13 protein-coding genes, 2 tRNA genes and 3 rRNA genes are annotated in these 17,131 nt (G+C 63.7%); 3 read left to right on the top strand and 15 right to left on the bottom strand.

What is annotated here, in order from left to right; all coding sequences use genetic code 11:
• Nucleotides 1-2: 2 nt before the first annotated feature.
• The 7 genes from glpK to ACVCMC_RS16020 all read right to left on the bottom strand — a co-directional run bounded on the left by glpK (nt 3) and on the right by ACVCMC_RS16020 (nt 8,747).
• Nucleotides 3-1,508, bottom strand: a complete 1,506-nt coding sequence (gene glpK / locus ACVCMC_RS16050) for a glycerol kinase GlpK (protein WP_447098021.1) — start codon at nt 1,506-1,508, stop codon at nt 3-5.
• Nucleotides 1,505-3,043 carry a glycerol-3-phosphate dehydrogenase gene (gene glpD, locus ACVCMC_RS16045; protein WP_447099521.1) on the bottom strand — a complete coding sequence of 513 codons (1,539 nt, stop codon included), beginning with the start codon at nt 3,041-3,043 and terminating at the stop codon, nt 1,505-1,507. Before glpD ends, glpK begins: the two co-directional genes overlap by 4 nt.
• A gap of 287 nt (nt 3,044-3,330) precedes the next feature.
• Nucleotides 3,331-3,444: ribosomal RNA gene (gene rrf / locus ACVCMC_RS16040) — 5S ribosomal RNA — on the bottom strand.
• A gap of 302 nt (nt 3,445-3,746) precedes the next feature.
• Nucleotides 3,747-6,625, bottom strand: a 23S ribosomal RNA gene (locus tag ACVCMC_RS16035).
• Between the two features lie 202 nt (nt 6,626-6,827).
• A tRNA-Ala gene (locus ACVCMC_RS16030) sits at nt 6,828-6,903 on the bottom strand.
• A 39-nt stretch (nt 6,904-6,942) separates the two neighbouring features.
• Nucleotides 6,943-7,019: transfer RNA gene (locus ACVCMC_RS16025), tRNA-Ile, on the bottom strand.
• A gap of 182 nt (nt 7,020-7,201) precedes the next feature.
• Nucleotides 7,202-8,747, bottom strand: a 16S ribosomal RNA gene (locus ACVCMC_RS16020).
• Together the 16S, 23S and 5S rRNA genes with 2 tRNA genes alongside form the textbook arrangement of a ribosomal RNA operon.
• 8 nt (nt 8,748-8,755) lie before the next feature.
• Here ACVCMC_RS16020 and ACVCMC_RS16015 point away from each other — a divergent pair.
• The gene (locus ACVCMC_RS16015; RefSeq protein WP_395120256.1) at nt 8,756-8,950 is read left to right on the top strand and encodes a hypothetical protein; all 195 of its coding nucleotides are present in this window, start codon (nt 8,756-8,758) and stop codon (nt 8,948-8,950) included.
• Nucleotides 8,951-9,196: 246 nt separating this feature from the next.
• Here the strand turns inward: ACVCMC_RS16015 and ACVCMC_RS16010 are convergent, their stop codons facing one another.
• Both ACVCMC_RS16010 and ACVCMC_RS16005 read right to left on the bottom strand, forming a co-directional pair.
• Entirely contained in the window at nt 9,197-9,388 is a 192-nt protein-coding gene (locus ACVCMC_RS16010; protein ID WP_447098020.1) for a hypothetical protein, read from the bottom strand.
• Between the two features lie 107 nt (nt 9,389-9,495).
• Entirely contained in the window at nt 9,496-9,693 is a 198-nt protein-coding gene (locus tag ACVCMC_RS16005; protein WP_395120258.1) for a rubredoxin, read from the bottom strand.
• 108 nt (nt 9,694-9,801) lie between these two features.
• On the opposite strand from ACVCMC_RS16005, the gene thiE reads away from it, so the two are divergent.
• Together thiE and hemL are read left to right on the top strand one after the other, a co-directional pair.
• Nucleotides 9,802-10,437 (top strand): thiamine phosphate synthase, encoded by a 636-nt coding sequence (gene thiE, locus ACVCMC_RS16000; protein ID WP_447098019.1) that lies wholly within the window; start codon nt 9,802-9,804, stop codon nt 10,435-10,437.
• A gap of 7 nt (nt 10,438-10,444) precedes the next feature.
• Nucleotides 10,445-11,728: a glutamate-1-semialdehyde 2,1-aminomutase gene (gene hemL / locus ACVCMC_RS15995; RefSeq protein ID WP_447098018.1), complete on the top strand. Its 1,284-nt coding sequence runs from the start codon at nt 10,445-10,447 to the stop codon at nt 11,726-11,728.
• Between the two features lies 1 nt (nt 11,729).
• On the opposite strand, the gene ACVCMC_RS15990 is transcribed toward hemL, so the two are convergent.
• From ACVCMC_RS15990 to ACVCMC_RS15965, 6 genes are read right to left on the bottom strand one after another with little or no spacing between them, the layout of a single operon-like run.
• Nucleotides 11,730-12,149 carry a VOC family protein gene (locus tag ACVCMC_RS15990; RefSeq protein ID WP_447098017.1) on the bottom strand — a complete coding sequence of 140 codons (420 nt, stop codon included), beginning with the start codon at nt 12,147-12,149 and terminating at the stop codon, nt 11,730-11,732.
• Nucleotides 12,146-13,396, bottom strand: coding sequence for an acetylornithine/succinylornithine family transaminase (locus ACVCMC_RS15985; protein ID WP_447098016.1), 1,251 nt, complete (start codon nt 13,394-13,396; stop codon nt 12,146-12,148). The genes ACVCMC_RS15990 and ACVCMC_RS15985 overlap by 4 nt, the downstream gene beginning before the upstream one ends.
• Nucleotides 13,393-14,217, bottom strand: coding sequence for an SDR family oxidoreductase (locus ACVCMC_RS15980; RefSeq protein ID WP_447098015.1), 825 nt, complete (start codon nt 14,215-14,217; stop codon nt 13,393-13,395). Before ACVCMC_RS15980 ends, ACVCMC_RS15985 begins: the two co-directional genes overlap by 4 nt.
• 44 nt (nt 14,218-14,261) lie before the next feature.
• Entirely contained in the window at nt 14,262-14,864 is a 603-nt protein-coding gene (locus tag ACVCMC_RS15975) for an LON peptidase substrate-binding domain-containing protein (protein WP_395120264.1), read from the bottom strand.
• Between the two features lie 45 nt (nt 14,865-14,909).
• A complete protein-coding gene (gene mpl / locus ACVCMC_RS15970) occupies nt 14,910-16,382 on the bottom strand; it encodes a UDP-N-acetylmuramate:L-alanyl-gamma-D-glutamyl-meso-diaminopimelate ligase (RefSeq protein ID WP_447098014.1) in 1,473 nt (490 codons plus the stop codon).
• Nucleotides 16,383-16,426: 44 nt separating this feature from the next.
• Entirely contained in the window at nt 16,427-17,011 is a 585-nt protein-coding gene (locus ACVCMC_RS15965) for an adenylate kinase (RefSeq protein ID WP_027484899.1), read from the bottom strand.
• Nucleotides 17,012-17,131 lie beyond the last annotated feature (120 nt).

Raw genomic sequence — 17,131 nt, 5'->3', positions numbered from 1 at the left:
AGTCAGCTCGCGGGAAAGCCCATCGTGGCCTGCACCGCCGCTTGCCAGCCGCTGTAGAGGCGCTCGCGACGGGATGCCTCCATCGCGGGATCGAAGCGGCGATCCTGCTGCCACAACCGCGCGATCTGCTCGCGGCTGTCCCAGACGCCGACCGCCAGGCCGGCCAGATAGGCGGCGCCCAGCGCGGTGGTTTCGGTAATCCGGGGCCGCAGCAGCGGCACGCCGAGCATGTCGCTCTGGAACTGGGCCAGGAAATCGTTGCCGATGGCGCCGCCGTCGGCGCGCAACTCCTTCAGCGCGATGCCGGCGTCGGCCTCCATCGCGGCCAGCACGTCGCGCGTCTGGTAGGCCATCGACTCCAACGCCGCGCGTATCAGGTGCTCGCGGCTCGTGCCGCGCGACAGGCCGAAGATGGCGCCACGCACGTCGGCGTGCCAGTACGGTGCCCCCAGCCCGGCGAAGGCGGGCACCAGATACACACCTTCGGTGGAATCCACGCTGTCGGCGCAGGCTTGCGATTGCTCGGCCCGGTCCAGCAGGTGCAGGCCGTCGCGCAACCATTGCACCACCGAACCGGCCACGAAGATGCTTCCTTCGAGCGCGTACTCCACCTTGTCGCCCAGCTTCCAGGCCAGCGTGGTCAGCAGGCCATGCTGCGACGGCACCGCGGAGTGGCCGGTGTTCATCAGCATGAAGCAGCCGGTGCCATAGGTATTCTTGGCCATGCCCGGCTCGAAGCATGCCTGGCCGAACAGGGCGGCCTGCTGGTCGCCTGCGATGCCGCAGATCGGCACGTCGCGACCGAAAAAATACTTCGGCTCGATGCGCCCGTAGATCTCGCTGCAGCCGCGCACCTGCGGCAGCATCGAGGCGGGCACGCCGAACAGGGCCAACAGGTCGTCGTCCCAGCATTGCCGATGGATGTCGTACAGCAGCGTGCGCGAGGCATTGGTCACGTCGGTGACGTGGGTGCGACCGCCGGTGAGGTTCCACACCAGCCAGCTGTCGATCGTGCCGAACAGCAGTTCACCGCGCTGCGCCCGTTCGCGCACCCCGCTGACGTGCTCGAACAGCCATTTCAGCTTGGTCGCGGAAAAATAGGCGTCCAGCAGCAGACCGGTACGCTCGCGCACCAGCGCGTCGACGGCCTCGCTGCGCATGGACTCGCACAGTTTCGCCGAATGCCTCGACTGCCACACCAGCGCGTTGTACACCGGCTCGCCGGTAGCACGATCCCAGACCACGGTGGTTTCGCGCTGGTTGGTGATCCCGATACCGGCCACCGCCGACGCCTCGATCCCGGCCTTGTGCATCGCTTCCGTCAGGGTGACCTGGACGCTGGTGAGAATGTCGCGCGGGCGATGCTCGACCCAGCCTGAGCGCGGAAAGATCTGCTCGAACTCGCGCTGTGCCGAAGACACCACGCAACCTTGCGCGTCGAAGACCATCGCGCGTGAACTGGTGGTGCCCTGGTCGATGGCGACGACGAAGTGTGCTTTCCCGCTCATGCCGATTGTGCCTCTGCTCTCTCCGCGGTTGCACCCACCAGCATCGGAACCATCCGCGCCACGTAAGCGTGCACCCGGTGGTGTTCCACCGGACTCAGGCGCAACCCGAGCTTGGTACGGCGCCACAGCACGTCGTCCCCGCTGCGCGCCCATTCCGCGCGGATGAGATAATCCAGTTCGAGCTGGTAGAGGTCGGCGCCGAAGTGCTCACCCAGATCGCCCATGGCGCACGCTTCGCCGAGCAGGGTTTCGGTGCAGGTGCCGTAGTGCCGGAACCAGCGATGCGCGAGCGAGGAAGGCAGCCAGGGCCAACGCTGCGACCAGGCCGCGAGCAGCCGTTCGGCATCGGCAAAATCGCCGCCTGGCAAGGGATCGCCTTGGGCAGTCCATGCCGACCGCTCGGGCCACAAGACTTCAGCCAATTGATCCACCGCTTCCTCGGCAAGTCGCCGGTAGGTGGTGATCTTGCCGCCGAAGACATTCAGCAGCGGGGCGCCCTGTTCGTGGTCCAGCGTGATGCGATAGTCCCGGCTGACCGTGCTGGCGTTGCCATCCTCATCCAGCAGCGGCCGCACGCCGCTGTAACTCCACACGACATCCTTCGGCTGCACCGGCGTGCGGAAGTAGCGATTGACGGCGTCGCACAGGTAGCGAACCTCGCCAGCGTCGATCACGACGTTCGCGGGGTCGGCGGCATAGTCGAGATCGGTGGTGCCCACCAGGGTGTAGTCGTCCTCATAGGGGATCGCGAACACGATGCGTCGATCGGGCTGCTGGAATATGTAAGCGTGGTCGTGTTCGAACAGCCGCGGCAGCACGATGTGGCTGCCCTTCACCAGCCGCACGCGTGGATGCCGATCGCGGCCCAGCACGTCACCCAGGAAGCGCCCGGCCCACGGGCCGCACGCATTGACCAGCACCTTCGCACGGCAGCTGTCCATCTGCCCGTCGGGGCCAAGCAGCTGAGCCTGCCACACGCCATCCTCGACGTGCGCGGAGACGCAGCGCGTGCGCACCCGGACATCGGCCCCGAGCCGGTGCGCATCCATCGCATTGAGCACGACCAGGCGTGCGTCCTGCACCCAGCCATCGGAGTACACGAAACCGCGTGTGTACGTGTTTTTCAACGGCGCGCCGCTGACATGGCTGCGCAGATCCACCGCGCGCGAATCGGCCAGCGTCCGATGGCCGGCACCCAGGCTGTCATACAGCAACAGGCCGAGCCGGATCATCCAGGCCGGGCGCAGGTGCGATTCGTGCGGCAGGACAAACAACAGCGGCCAGGCAATGTGCGGTGCCAGCCGCATGACCACCTCGCGCTCGGCCAGCGCCTTCGCCACCAGCCGGAATTCGTGCTGTTCCAGGTAGCGCAAGCCGCCATGGATCAGCTTGGTGCTTGCACTGGAGGTGTGCCCGGCCAGGTCGTCCTGCTCGCAAAGCGTCACCGAAAGTCCGCGGCCTGCCGCATCACGTGCCATTCCCGCCCCATTGATGCCGCCACCGACGACCAGGATGTTCGTGTCATGCCCCGCCATCATCGCCCTCGCCTGCGCCGAGCCGGCAACCCCACAACACGCTAACACGCCGCCCCTGCAACCAGTCGGCCCGTGTCATGGAACGGCCTTCCCGGCACAGCTTTGCTCCTGTTTTGCCAGGAACGTAGCGGGTTGATCGCGGGATGGGCGGCGCTTGCCACCCGAGCGCAGGCCCACCTCGAGAACGAACTCCCTGGCGGTGACCTGTTGCAGGTTGCGGGCGGCGGTGGCGGCGGCAGAAAAGAAAAACCCCCACCGTTGCCGGTGAGGGTGTTTCGGGATAAAGCCCCTGGCGGTGACCTACTCTTGCATGGCAAAGCCACACTACCATCGGCGCATGCGCGTTTCACTTCTGAGTTCGGGATGGGATCAGGTGGGACCACGCCGCTATGGCCGCCAGGGAAGGGGTGGGAGCAGCGCGCGTGCGCCAGCTCCACGTTTCTGAAGAGACGGCCCTGACGGCCGGCTCTTCCGCGAAAGATCCCTCGAGGTGTTGAAGAGTCCGCCATGGATGGCGAGGTGTTGACTCTTCTTTCCGTGAGAGGGATCTCACGTGAGATAAATCGTAAACGAGTGACAAGCGTCGAGGTGAAATTCAACCGTTTCGAGACAGTGCTCGAGGCGGCTCCTTTGAAGAGTCCGGCCAGGGATGGCCGGTGGCTCCGCAGAGGGACCTGCGTCAAACAAAGCCACTTGGGGTTATATGGTCAAGCCGCACGGCTCATTAGTACAGGTAAGCTCAACGCATTGCTGCGCTTCCACATCCTGCCTATCAACCACCTGGTCTTGATGGTGCCTTCAGGAGAGTCAAGCTCTCGGGAGATCTCATCTTGGGGCGTGCTTCCCGCTTAGATGCTTTCAGCGGTTATCACTTCCGTTCATAGCTACCGGGCAATGCCTCTGGCGAGACAACCCGAACACCAGCGGAACGTCCACTCCGGTCCTCTCGTACTAGGAGCAGCCCCCCTCAAATCTCCAACGCCCACGACAGATAGGGACCGAACTGTCTCACGACGTTCTGAACCCAGCTCGCGTACCACTTTAAATGGCGAACAGCCATACCCTTGGGACCGGCTACAGCCCCAGGATGTGATGAGCCGACATCGAGGTGCCAAACACCGCCGTCGATATGAACTCTTGGGCGGTATCAGCCTGTTATCCCCGGAGTACCTTTTATCCGTTGAGCGATGGCCCTTCCATACAGAACCACCGGATCACTAAGACCTACTTTCGTACCTGCTTGATCCGTCGATCTCGCAGTCAAGCACGCTTATGCCTTTGCACACAGTGCGCGATGTCCGACCGCGCTGAGCGTACCTTCGTGCTCCTCCGTTACTCTTTGGGAGGAGACCGCCCCAGTCAAACTACCCACCATACACGGTCCCTGACCCGGATAACGGGCCGAGGTTAGAACGTCAAGCACTTCAGGGTGGTATTTCAAGGATGGCTCCATGCAAACTGGCGTCTGCACTTCAAAGCCTCCCACCTATCCTACACAGAAGAACTCAACGTTCAGTGTAAAGCTATAGTAAAGGTTCACGGGGTCTTTCCGTCTTGCCGCGGGAACGCTGCATCTTCACAGCGAATTCAATTTCACTGAGTCTCGGGTGGAGACAGCGCCGCTGTCGTTACGCCATTCGTGCAGGTCGGAACTTACCCGACAAGGAATTTCGCTACCTTAGGACCGTTATAGTTACGGCCGCCGTTTACTGGGGCTTCGATCAAGAGCTTCGCCTTGCGGCTGACCCCATCAATTAACCTTCCAGCACCGGGCAGGCGTCACACCCTATACGTCCACTTTCGTGTTTGCAGAGTGCTGTGTTTTTGATAAACAGTCGCAGCGGCCAGGTTACTGCGACCCATCGGTGCTCAGCTACGCATGTAGCCACACTGATGGGCGCACCTTCTCCCGAAGTTACGGTGCCATTTTGCCTAGTTCCTTCACCCGAGTTCTCTCAAGCGCCTTGGGATTCTCACCCTGCCTACCAGTGTCGGTTTACGGTACGGTTCTTCTACAGCTGAAGCTTAGTGGCTTTTCCTGGAAGCGTAGTATCAGTCACTTCGCCCAAAAGGGCTCGTCATAAGTGCTCGGCATAAAGGATCCCGGATTTGCCAAAGATCCATGCCTACCTCCTTTCCCCGGGACAACCAACGCCCGGTAGACCTAACTTTCTCCGTCCCCACATCGCACTGTAGAAAAGTGCGGGAATATTAACCCGCTTCCCATCGACTACGCATTTCTGCCTCGCCTTAGGGGCCGACTCACCCTGCGCCGATGAACGTTGCGCGAGGAAACCTTGGGCTTTCGGCGGGGGGGCTTTTCACCCCCCTTATCGTTACTCATGTCAGCATTCGCACTTCCGATACCTCCAGCAGACTTTACAATCCACCTTCACAGGCTTACGGAACGCTCCTCTACCGCGCACATTGCTGTGCACCCCGAGCTTCGGTGTCTAGCTTAGCCCCGTTAAATCTTCCGCGCAGACCGACTCGACCAGTGAGCTATTACGCTTTCTTTAAAGGATGGCTGCTTCTAAGCCAACCTCCTGGCTGTCTATGCCTTTCCACATCGTTTTCCACTTAGCTAGAACTTGGGGACCTTAGCTGCGGGTCTGGGTTGTTTCCCTTTTCACGACGGACGTTAGCACCCGCCGTGTGTCTCCCGGATAGTCTGTCCTGGTATTCGGAGTTTGCCATGGTTTGCTAAGTCGCGATGACCCGCTAGCCATAACAGTGCTCTACCCCCAGGAAGATTCGTCCGAGGCGCTACCTAAATAGCTTTCGAGGAGAACCAGCTATCTCCGAGTTTGTTTAGCCTTTCACTCCTATCCTCAGCTCATCCCCATCTATTGCAACAGATGTGGGTTCGGTCCTCCAGTGCGTGTTACCGCACCTTCAACCTGGCCAAGGATAGATCACTCGGTTTCGGGTCTACTGCCTGAGACTATGCGCCCTATTCAGACTCGATTTCTCTTCGCCTCCCCTATACGGTTAAGCTTGCCACAGACAGTAAGTCGCTGACCCATTATACAAAAGGTACGCAGTCACCCTTGCGGGCTTCCACTGCTTGTACGTATACGGTTTCAGGGTCTATTTCACTCCCCTCTCCGGGGTTCTTTTCGCCTTTCCCTCACGGTACTAGTTCGCTATCGGTCAGTCAGGAGTATTTAGCCTTGGAGGATGGTCCCCCCATGTTCAGACAAGGTTTCACGTGCCCCGCCTTACTCAATTTCATATCAAGTGCCCTTTCGTCGACTGGGCTATCACCATCTATGGCCGGCCTTTCCATGCCGTTTGACTAGAACACAAGATACTTTTGGGCTAGTCCGCGTTCGCTCGTCGCTACTGACGGAATCTCGGTTGATTTCTTTTCCTCCGGGTACTTAGATATTTCAGTTCCCCGGGTTCGCCTCGCATGACTATGTATTCATCATGCGATACCGCTTGCGCGGTGGGTTTCCCCATTCGGACATTGCCGGATCAAAGCTTGTTGCCAGCTCCCCGACACTTTTCGCAGGCTGCCACGTCCTTCATCGCCTCTGACTGCCAAGGCATCCACCGTATACGCTTAGTCGCTTGACCATATAACCCCAAGTCGCCTCGGGGCATGCCCCCTCCTCAGGGGCAGCCAAGTTACTTCGTTTCGTGCCTTAACACTTGCCTCGGTTCGGTTCGAACCAAGACGCTTGTCACTCGTTTACGTGTTTTCAAAGAACATCGTGCCGGCCTCAATGCCGGTCGATTTCAAATCTTTTGTGTGCTGATATTTTACGCAGCGACATCCTGGTGGAGCCTATCGGGATCGAACCGATGACCCCCTGCTTGCAAAGCAGGTGCTCTCCCAGCTGAGCTAAGGCCCCGTCGAAGGGATATCCGGATTGTTCCGAACCTCGGAACAATGGTGGGTCTGGGTGGACTCGAACCACCGGCCTCACCCTTATCAGGGGTGCGCTCTAACCACCTGAGCTACAGACCCAGAGATCGAGCCCCAGAACCTACACCAGCCTCTCTCGAACTTCCGTTCGGAGCAGCTTTTGTTGAAGAGTCCGGCCACGGATGGCCGGTCTTGATGTTCGCTCTTCGCAAAAGGGACTTTGCGTAAAATACAGGTGTCTTGTGTGGACGTCTTGCACCGATCGGTGCGACGTGTCGTTCTCGAAAGGAGGTGATCCAGCCGCACCTTCCGATACGGCTACCTTGTTACGACTTCACCCCAGTCATGAACCACTCCGTGGGCGTCGTCCTCCTTGCGGTTAGACTAACGCCTTCTGGAGCAACCCACTCCCATGGTGTGACGGGCGGTGTGTACAAGGCCCGGGAACGTATTCACCGCGGCATAGCTGATCCGCGATTACTAGCGATTCCGACTTCATGGAGTCGAGTTGCAGACTCCAATCCGGACTGGGATCGGCTTTCTGGGATTGGCTCCACCTCGCGGTATTGCAACCCTCTGTACCGACCATTGTAGTACGTGTGTAGCCCTGGCCGTAAGGGCCATGAGGACTTGACGTCATCCCCACCTTCCTCCGGTTTGTCACCGGCAGTCTCCTTAGAGTTCCCGACATTACTCGCTGGCAACTAAGGACAAGGGTTGCGCTCGTTGCGGGACTTAACCCAACATCTCACGACACGAGCTGACGACAGCCATGCAGCACCTGTGTTCCGATTCCCGAAGGCACTCCCGCATCTCTGCAGGATTCCGGACATGTCAAGGCCAGGTAAGGTTCTTCGCGTTGCATCGAATTAAACCACATACTCCACCGCTTGTGCGGGCCCCCGTCAATTCCTTTGAGTTTCAGTCTTGCGACCGTACTCCCCAGGCGGCGAACTTAACGCGTTAGCTTCGACACTGATCTCCGAGTTGAGACCAACATCCAGTTCGCATCGTTTAGGGCGTGGACTACCAGGGTATCTAATCCTGTTTGCTCCCCACGCTTTCGTGCTTCAGCGTCAGTGTTGTCCCAGATGGCCGCCTTCGCCACTGATGTTCCTCCCGATCTCTACGCATTTCACCGCTACACCGGGAATTCCACCATCCTCTGACACACTCTAGCTCGCCAGTATCCATCGCCATTCCCAGGTTGAGCCCGGGGATTTCACGACAGACTTAACGAACCGCCTACGCACCCTTTACGCCCAGTAATTCCGATTAACGCTTGCACCCTTCGTATTACCGCGGCTGCTGGCACGAAGTTAGCCGGTGCTTATTCCTCAGGTACCGTCAGACTGCACACGTATTAAGCATGCAGATTTCGCTCCTGATAAAAGTGCTTTACAACCCGAAGGCCTTCTTCACACACGCGGCATTGCTGGATCAGGCTTGCGCCCATTGTCCAATATTCCCCACTGCTGCCTCCCGTAGGAGTCTGGGCCGTGTCTCAGTCCCAGTGTGGCTGATCATCCTCTCAGACCAGCTAGCGATCGTCGCCTTGGTGGGCCATTACCCCGCCAACTAGCTAATCGCACATCGGTTCGTCCTGCCGCGCGAGGCCTAAAAGGTCCCCCGCTTTCTCCCGTAGGACGTATGCGGTATTAGTCCCGGTTTCCCGAGGTTATCCCCCACGTCAGGGTAGATCCCGATGCATTACTCACCCGTCCGCCACTCGCCACCCAAGGAGCAAGCTCCTCTGTGCTGCCGTTCGACTTGCATGTGTTAGGCATGCCGCCAGCGTTCAATCTGAGCCAGGATCAAACTCTTCACTTAAGTTTTCGATGACCGAAGCCATCTATCTTTCCGAAGCGTATGTTCCCAACCAATCAAAACTCATTACTGACTTTTTACTTGGTGGGACGCTTGCATTGCTTGGACAGGTCACGACCCATCAACGCAAGACGTCCACACAATTCACCTGCGCACACTGTCAAAGATCTTCGCTGCCCGACCGCCTTTCGGTGATCGCCCCGTGACCTTTCGTCCCGGGTGAGCCGCCCATTCTACATCGCTTTCCGAGACCGTCAACACCCTCGATGGAAAAATTTCGACGGTGTTTTGTTGCGGAATCTTCGCCGACAGGGCCTGTCGTCGAAGGGGCGAGCATGATAGCGCCCCGCGGCGTTCGTGGGAAGGGTCTGCGTGCAGTTTCTTCCAGGCAATGGAGCGCCGAGGGCCGTGGAACGGCCTCGCCGCACCATCGCGCAGAGGGTTGGCCTGCATCAGGATCCCGCAGCACCACGCGAAAACAGCGGCCGCGCCGGACAGGTCTCCGGCAACAGCGCCACGGCGCGCGTGGGCGGAGTCGCGAGCGCCGGTTCAGGCAGCAAGCCGACTCGATAGGGGATGAAATCTTCCGGGCGCATGCGTTCGAACGCGTCCCAGTCATCTTCGAAGGGAATGAACCGCAGCATGGGATGCTCCTGATCCGGCGCGCACCATCCGTGCGCGAGTTCATCAGAGCAGTCGGCGCGGCCAGTTCGCCGGCAGGGTCTGGCCGTTTGCGGGCGCAACGCTGCGCTTAGTCGATCTCGATCATCTCGAAGTCGTCCTTGGTCGTGCCGCAATCCGGGCAGGTCCAGGTCTCGGGTACGTCTTCCCAGCGCGTGCCTGCCGGGATGCCCTCGTCGGGGACGCCCTGCGATTCATCGTAGATGTAGCCGCATACGACGCACATCCATTTGCGCGTGGCAGCGGCACCGGGGGAACTCTGGCTCATGGTCGGGCTTCTTCGGATGACTGGGAATAGGACATTCTCGCAACTCGACCGACAATGCGAAAGCACGACAATGATCCGGCCATCTTCACGCCACTCGGAAATCCGCCCATGAAACACCCCACTACGCTCGCACAACGTGGCCTGTACGCGATCACCAACGGACCGCGCCCCGACCTGCTCGACGTGGTGGCACAGGCGCTGGCCGGCGGCGCACGGCTGCTGCAATATCTGGACGAGGAGCCCGGCGATGTGCGCCGCCACGCCGAGGCCACGGCGATCGCGCAATTGTGCCGGCGGCATGCGGTGCCGCTGATCATCCACGAGGACGCGGCGCTGGCGCAGGCCGTCGGTGCCGATGGCGTGCATCTGGCGCACTCGGTCGACACAATCCGCACGGCCCGCGAACGCCTTGGCCCAACCGCCATCATCGGCGTCGCCTGTCGCGACTCGCTCGCCGACGCGCGCAGCGCGGCACAGGCCGGCGCCAGTTACGTATCGTTCGGTGCGATGTATCCGTCGCCGACCAAGCCGCAGGCAACGATCGCCCCGGTGGATCTGCTGAGGCAAAGCGCCGCGCTGGGCGTGGCACGGGTGGCGATCGGCGGCATCACGCCGGACAATGCTGCCTTGCTGATCGAGGCCGGCGCCGATTACGTGGCTTCGATTTCCTCCCTGTTCGCTGCGCCCGACGTGCGCGACGCGGCTCAGCGTTTCGCCCGGCTGTTTCCCTCGCCCAATCCTTGAGAATCCGATGACGACCAACCACGAACTGTTCCAGCGCGCCCTTCCGTTGTTGCCCGGCGGCGTGAATTCGCCGGTGCGCGCATTCAAGTCGGTCGGCGGCGAACCGTTCTTTACCGCCCGCGCCGATGGCGCGTATCTGTGGGATGTCGAAGGGACGCGCTACATCGACTATGTCGGCTCGTGGGGCCCGATGATCGTCGGCCACAACCATCCCGCCGTGCGCGAGGCGGTGGAACGCGCGGTGCGTGACGGCCTTTCCTTCGGCACGCCGTGCGCAGCCGAAGTGGTGATGGCCGAAACGATCACGCGGTTGATCCCGTCGATCGAGATGGTGCGCATGGTCAATTCCGGCACCGAGGCGACCATGTCGGCGATCCGGCTCGCCCGCGGCGCCACCGGCCGCAGCAAGATCGTGAAGTTCGAGGGCTGCTACCACGGCCACGGCGACAGCTTCCTGGTCAAGGCCGGCTCCGGTGCGCTGACCTTCGGCGTGCCGACCTCGCCGGGCGTGCCGAAGGCAAATGCGGATCTCACGCTCACCCTGCCGTACAACGACCTCGCTGCCGCGCAGGCGCTGTTCGCCGAACTGGGCGACGAGATCGCCGGGCTGATCATCGAGCCGGTTGCCGGCAACATGAACTGCATCCCGCCGGTGGACGGCTATCTGCAAGGCCTGCGCGAACTGTGCACACGACATGGTGCCGTGCTGATCTTCGACGAGGTGATGACCGGTTTCCGGGTGGCGCTGGGCGGCGCGCAGGCGCATTACGGCGTCATGCCGGACCTCACCACGTTCGGCAAGATCATCGGCGGCGGCATGCCGGTCGGCGCCTACGGCGGCCGCAGGGACCTGATGGAGCAGATTGCTCCGTCGGGCCCGATCTACCAGGCCGGCACGCTCAGCGGCAATCCGGTGGCGATGGCCGCGGGCCTGGCGATGCTGGAGCTGATCCAGGCGCCCGGCTTCCATGATCGTCTGGCCGCGCGCACGCGTCTGCTCTGCGACGGCCTGCAATCGGTCGCCGACGGCGAGGGCGTGGCGTTCAGCACGAACCGCGTGGGCGGCATGTTCGGCCTGTTCTTCAGCGCCGGGCGAGTGAACAGCTACGCGCAGGCCACGGCCGCCGACGTTGCGCTGTTCAATCGCTTTTTCCACGGCATGCTGAAGCGCGGCGTGTATCTGGCGCCTTCCGCTTTCGAGGCGGGGTTCATGTCCAGCGCACACAGCGACCAGGACATCGCCGATACGCTGGAGGCTGCACGCGGCGCCCTGCGCGACGCGCGCGGCTGATTCACCAGCTGCCGGTGTTGGGCATGGACGCCCACGGTTCGCGCGGCGGCAAGTGGCCTTCCTGCAGCAGTTCGACGGAAACCAGGTCGGGCGAACGCACGAACGCCATGTGGCCGTCGCGCGGCGGGCGATGGATGGTGTAACCCATGTCCAGCAACCGCTGGCAGGTGGCGTAGATGTCCTCCACCCGGAAGGCGAGGTGGCCGAAATTGCGCGCGCTGCCGTAATCCTCGGTGGAACCCCAGTTGTACGTCAGCTCGATTTCCGCCTCGGGGCTGTCCGGCGCAGCCAGGAATACCAGGGTGAACTGGCCCTGGGCGTTTTCCATGCGGCGTACTTCACGCAGACCCAGACCTTCGCAGTAGAAGCGCAGCGAGGCATCGATGTCGCGCACGCGCACCATGGTGTGCAGATATTTCATGGTCCACTCCTGTCTGTCGCGGGTTTCCCGCCTGCGACGAAATCGTTCAACGCGTGGTGCAGGCGGGAAAGGCCTTCGGCCAGTTCCTCGTCGGTGATGGACAACGGCGGCACGAAGCGCAGCACGTCCGCGCCGGCCTGCAACAGCAGCAAGCCGCGAGCCGCGGCGTGGTCGAGGATGTCGCCGGCCCTGCCCTTGTAAGCATCCGCCAGCACGGCACCGATCATCAGGCCACGCCCGCGCACTTCGTCGAACAGTGCCAGTTGCTGGTTGATCCGGGCCAGGCCCGCGCGCAAATCGTTGGCCTGGCGCTCGACGTTGGCAAGGATCGCCGGCGAGGCCAGCTTGGCCAGCGCCACGCGCGCCACCGCGGCGGCCATCGGATTGCCGCCGAAGGTGGTGCCGTGCGACCCGTACTGCATCGTGTCGGCCACTTTCGGTCCCGCCAGCATGGCGCCGATGGGGAAACCGCAGCCCAGGGCCTTGGCCAGGGTGACGACGTCCGGCTTGACCTGGCCATGCGCGAACAGCTCGCCGGTGCGGCCCATGCCGCACTGGATTTCGTCCAGCACGAGCAAGGCGTCGTGCTCGTCGCACAGCTCGCGCACGCGTTCGAGGAAACCCGGCGCCGCCGGCACCACACCGCCTTCGCCCTGGATGGGCTCCAGCATCACGGCGGCAATGCCGCCGGCCTCGAAGGCCAGTTCCAGCGCTGCCGCGTCGTTGTAGTCGAGGTAGCGAAAGCCGGCAGGCAGCGGCTCGTATCCGGCCTGGTATTTCGGCTGCGCCGTCGCGGTCACCGTGGCCAGCGTGCGACCGTGGAAGGAACCCTTGAAGGTGACGATGATGCGTCGCTCCGCCGGGCGCCCCTGCGCGGCCGCCCAGCGGCGCACCAGCTTGATCGCCGCCTCGTTCGCCTCCGCACCGGAGTTGCACAGGAATACGCGCTCGGCGAAACCCGAAGCCACGACCAGTTCCTCGGCCAGGCGCAGCGGCGGCTCGGTGTAGAACACGTTGCTGGCGTGCCACAGCTTGTGCGCCTGAGTGGCCAGCGCAGCGAGCAGATCCGGGTCCTGGTGTCCCAGCGAGTTCACCGCGATGCCGGCGCCGAAGTCGATGTAGTCGCGGCCCTGCGTGTCCCACACGCGCGACCCGCGACCGTGATCGAGCACCAGCTCGCGCGGCTTGTAGACCGGCAGCCAGTAACGCTTGCCGAGGTCCAGCAGTTCCTGTTCGGGCGAGCTCATGAGCGCTCCAGGAACAGGTCCGGCAACAACTCGGCGCCGGGCTCGACGGCGTACTGGTCGAAATCGGTCACGCCGGTTTCGCGCAGCACTTCGTCGTCGATCGCGAAATGGCCGGTGTAGTCGCGGGCCGGCCGGGTCAGGATGGCGTGGGCGGCATCGGCCACGATCTCCGGACGGCGGCACTGCCCGGCGGTGACGCCGTCGATCATCGCAATCGCGGCGGTGGCGATTACCGTGCGCGGCCACAGCGCGTTGACCGCGATGCCGAGCGGGGCGAACTCGGCGCTCATGCCCAGCACGCACAGGCTCATGCCCATCTTGGCGATGGTGTAGGCGACATGCGGGGCGAACCATTTCGGATCGAGGCTGGGCGGCGGCGACAGCATCAGCACATGCGGGTTGGTCGCTTTCTTCAGGTACGGCAGGCAGGCCTGGGTGACCAGGAAGGTGCCGCGGGTGTTGACCTGGTGCATCAGGTCGAAGCGCTTCATCGGCGTGCCTTCGGTGCCGGCCAGCCAGATCGCGCTGGCGTTGTTGACCACGATGTCGATGCCGCCGAAATGCTCCGCCGCCCGCGCCGCCGCGGCGACCACCTCGGCCTCCTCGCGGATGTCCACCTGCAGCGCCAGCGCACGACCGCCCGCCGCTTCGATGTCGGCCGCAGCGGTGTGGATGGTGCCGGGCAGCTTGGGATTGGGCACCGCGCTCTTGGCCGCGATCACGATGTTGGCGCCGTCGCGTGCGGCCCGGCGCGCAATCGCCAGGCCGATGCCGCGCGAGGCGCCGGTGATGAACAAGGTCTTGCCAGCGAGCGAACTCATGCGAATCGACTCCGTGGGATGAACGTCCAGTGTAGCCGGGCCGCTCACGCCTTCTGGAAGCGCGGCAGGATGTCGCGCAGCTCGGCCAGGCGCTGCAACGGATCGGTCAACTCCAGCATGCGCTGTTGTTCGCCGGTGTCCAGCGGCAGCAGTTCGGCCAGGCGAAAACCCAGCCAGCTGGCATCTTCGTAGTCGCTGCGTGCGGCATGCCGCCAATGCGGCGCCATCGTCTCGATCAGTCGTTCGAGGATGCTCTGCAGCAGGGCGAACTCCACCGGCACCTCCTGCACCGGCTCGCCGGGCCAGCGTTCGGCGTTGCCGCGCAACTGGCCATCGGCGCGCGCGCGGCTGCGCGAAACGCGAAAGCGCGCACCCCCTTCGGCCACGATGCCGAGCAGGCCGTTCTCGTCGCGCTGGAAATCGCTGATGCGCGCCAACGTGCCGATCGCCGCCGGCACGGCCGGCTCGCCAGTCTCGCGCCCGGCCAGGATCAGGCACACGCCGAACGGGCTGCCGTCACGGCAGCATTCGCGCACCAGATCCAGATAACGCGGCTCGAAGATGCGCAGGTGCAGCCGCCCACCGGGAAACAGCACGGAGGAGAGCGGGAACAGCGGGATGTCGAGCAGCTCGGATTTGACGGCCATCGGCCGAGTGTACCCAGTGCCCACCACGACGGTCTGCGCCCAGCATCAGGCGCCGCGCAAACGCTCGACGAAGCGCCGCGGCGCAGCCTCGAAACCGCCGTTGGACATGAACACCACCTGGTCGCCCGGCCGCACCTGCCGACCCAACTCGGCGATCAGCGCGTCGACGGTCGGCACCGCGGCGCCGCGGCCGCCGAGGGCTGCCGTCACCGCACCGGCGTCCCACGGCAACTCGGCACGCTGGAGGATCAACACGCCATCGGCGTCGGCCAGCGACGGCGCCAGCGCCTCCGCATGCGCGCCCTGCCGCATCGAGTTGGAACGCGGCTCCAGCGCCACCAGAATGCGCGCGTCGCCGACCTTCGCGCGCAGCCCGGCCAGGGTGGTGGCGATCGCGGTGGGGTGATGGGCAAAGTCGTCGTACACGCGCACGCCATTCACTTCGCCGACCAGTTCCATCCGTCGCTTCACGCTCTCGAAGTTGGCGAACGCCGGCAGCAGCGCACGCGGATCGGCGCCGGCGGCCGTCGCCGCGGCCAGCGCGGCCAGCGCGTTCATCACGCTGTGCTGGCCCAGCAGCGGCCAGCGCACCTCGCCGAGCCGCTCGCCGCCGCGATGCACCGCGAAGGCCGAGCCGTCCGCCTCGATCAGCGTGGCCTGCCAGTCGCCGCGGCCGATGCCGAAGGTTTCCACCGGCGTCCAGCAGCCCATCGTCAGCACCTCGGCGAGGCGCTCGTCGTGCGCATTGACGATCAGCCGGCCGTTGCCCGGCACGGTGCGCACCAGGTGATGGAACTGGCGCTGGATCGCGGCCACGTCGGGGAAGATGTCCGCGTGGTCGTACTCGAGGTTGTTGAGGATCGCGATGCGCGGGCGGTAGTGCACGAACTTCGAGCGCTTGTCGAAGAACGCGGTGTCGTACTCGTCCGCTTCAATCACAAATGGCGCCGCCACCGGCGGCACGACACTCCCTTCTCCCGCCGGCGACCCTTGGGGAGTCCCCTCGCGGGTGAGAAGGTGGCGCGCAGCGCCGGATGAGGGTCCGGGGCTTGCGTGTCCCGATGTGCTCCCCAGCCTCGCCGACACCCCGAAATTCCCCGGCACGCCACCGACCAGAAACCCCGGCGCCATCCCCGCACTCTCCAGCAAATGCGCCAGCAGGCTGGTGGTGGTGGTCTTGCCGTGGGTGCCGGCCACCGCCAGCACGTCGCGCTCGGCCAGCACCGTCTCGCCCAGCCACTGCGGGCCGGAGACGTAGCGCAGGCGCGCATCGAGCAGGTACTCGACGGCCGGATTGCCGCGCGTCATCGCATTGCCGACCACGACCAGATCGGGTGCCGGCTGCAGGTGTTCGGCGGCGTAGCCGCTCATCAGGCCGATGCCGAGCGCCTCCAGCTGGGTGCTCATCGGCGGGTAGACGTTGGCGTCGGAACCTTCGACCGCGTGGCCCAGTTCGCGCGCGAGCGCGGCGACGCCGCCCATGAAGGTGCCGCAGATGCCGAGGATGTGCAGACGCATGCCGAGCGACTCCGTGAAATCCGCTCCGCCGGAGCGGGAAGCGCTCAGCCGTTCGCGGCGGCAGCTTCGTTCTGCAGCGCGCGCTCGATCCGCGCGGTGACCTCGGCCAGCTCGCCGACGCCGTCCACCACCTGCAGCTTGCCGCGGCCGGCGTAGAAATCCGCCACCGGCGCGGTCTGCTCGGCATAGATGGCCAGGCGCTTGCGCACGGTGTCCGGGTTGTCGTCGGCGCGGCCCTCCGCCTTGAAGCGGATTTCGCAGCGGCCGATGATCGCCTGGTTCGGCACCTCCAGCTTCACCACCGCGTCCAGCGGCTGGCCGAGCTTGGCCAGCAGGTGGTCGAGCGCGTCGGCCTGGGCCAGGTTGCGCGGGTAGCCGTCGAGGATGAAGCCGGCCTTCGCGTCGGCCTGGGCCAGGCGCTCTTCCAGCATGCCGAGCAGGATGTCGTCGGAGACCAGCTGGCCGGCGTCCATCACCGCCTTGGCCTTGAGCCCCATCGCGGTGCCCGCGGCGACGGCGGCGCGCAGCATGTCGCCGGTCGAGATATGCGGAACGCCCAGCGCCGTTTTCAGCCGGGCCGCCTGCGTACCTTTGCCCGAACCGGGCGCGCCAAGTAGGACGAGTCGCATAATACTCCACGAGTTCGGCGGGCCGCCGCACGCTGCAGCAGCCCGCCCGATGCACGAAATTGCCGTCAAATTAGCCGCTGCACCGGGTGCCGTCAAACAGCGACCTTCGTCGCATCCGGC

The sequence above is a fragment of the Rhodanobacter sp. UC4452_H20 genome, from assembly GCF_052978205.1.
Note: the sequence above shows the minus strand (reverse complement) of the source record. Positions and strands in the feature narration are given on the sequence as shown.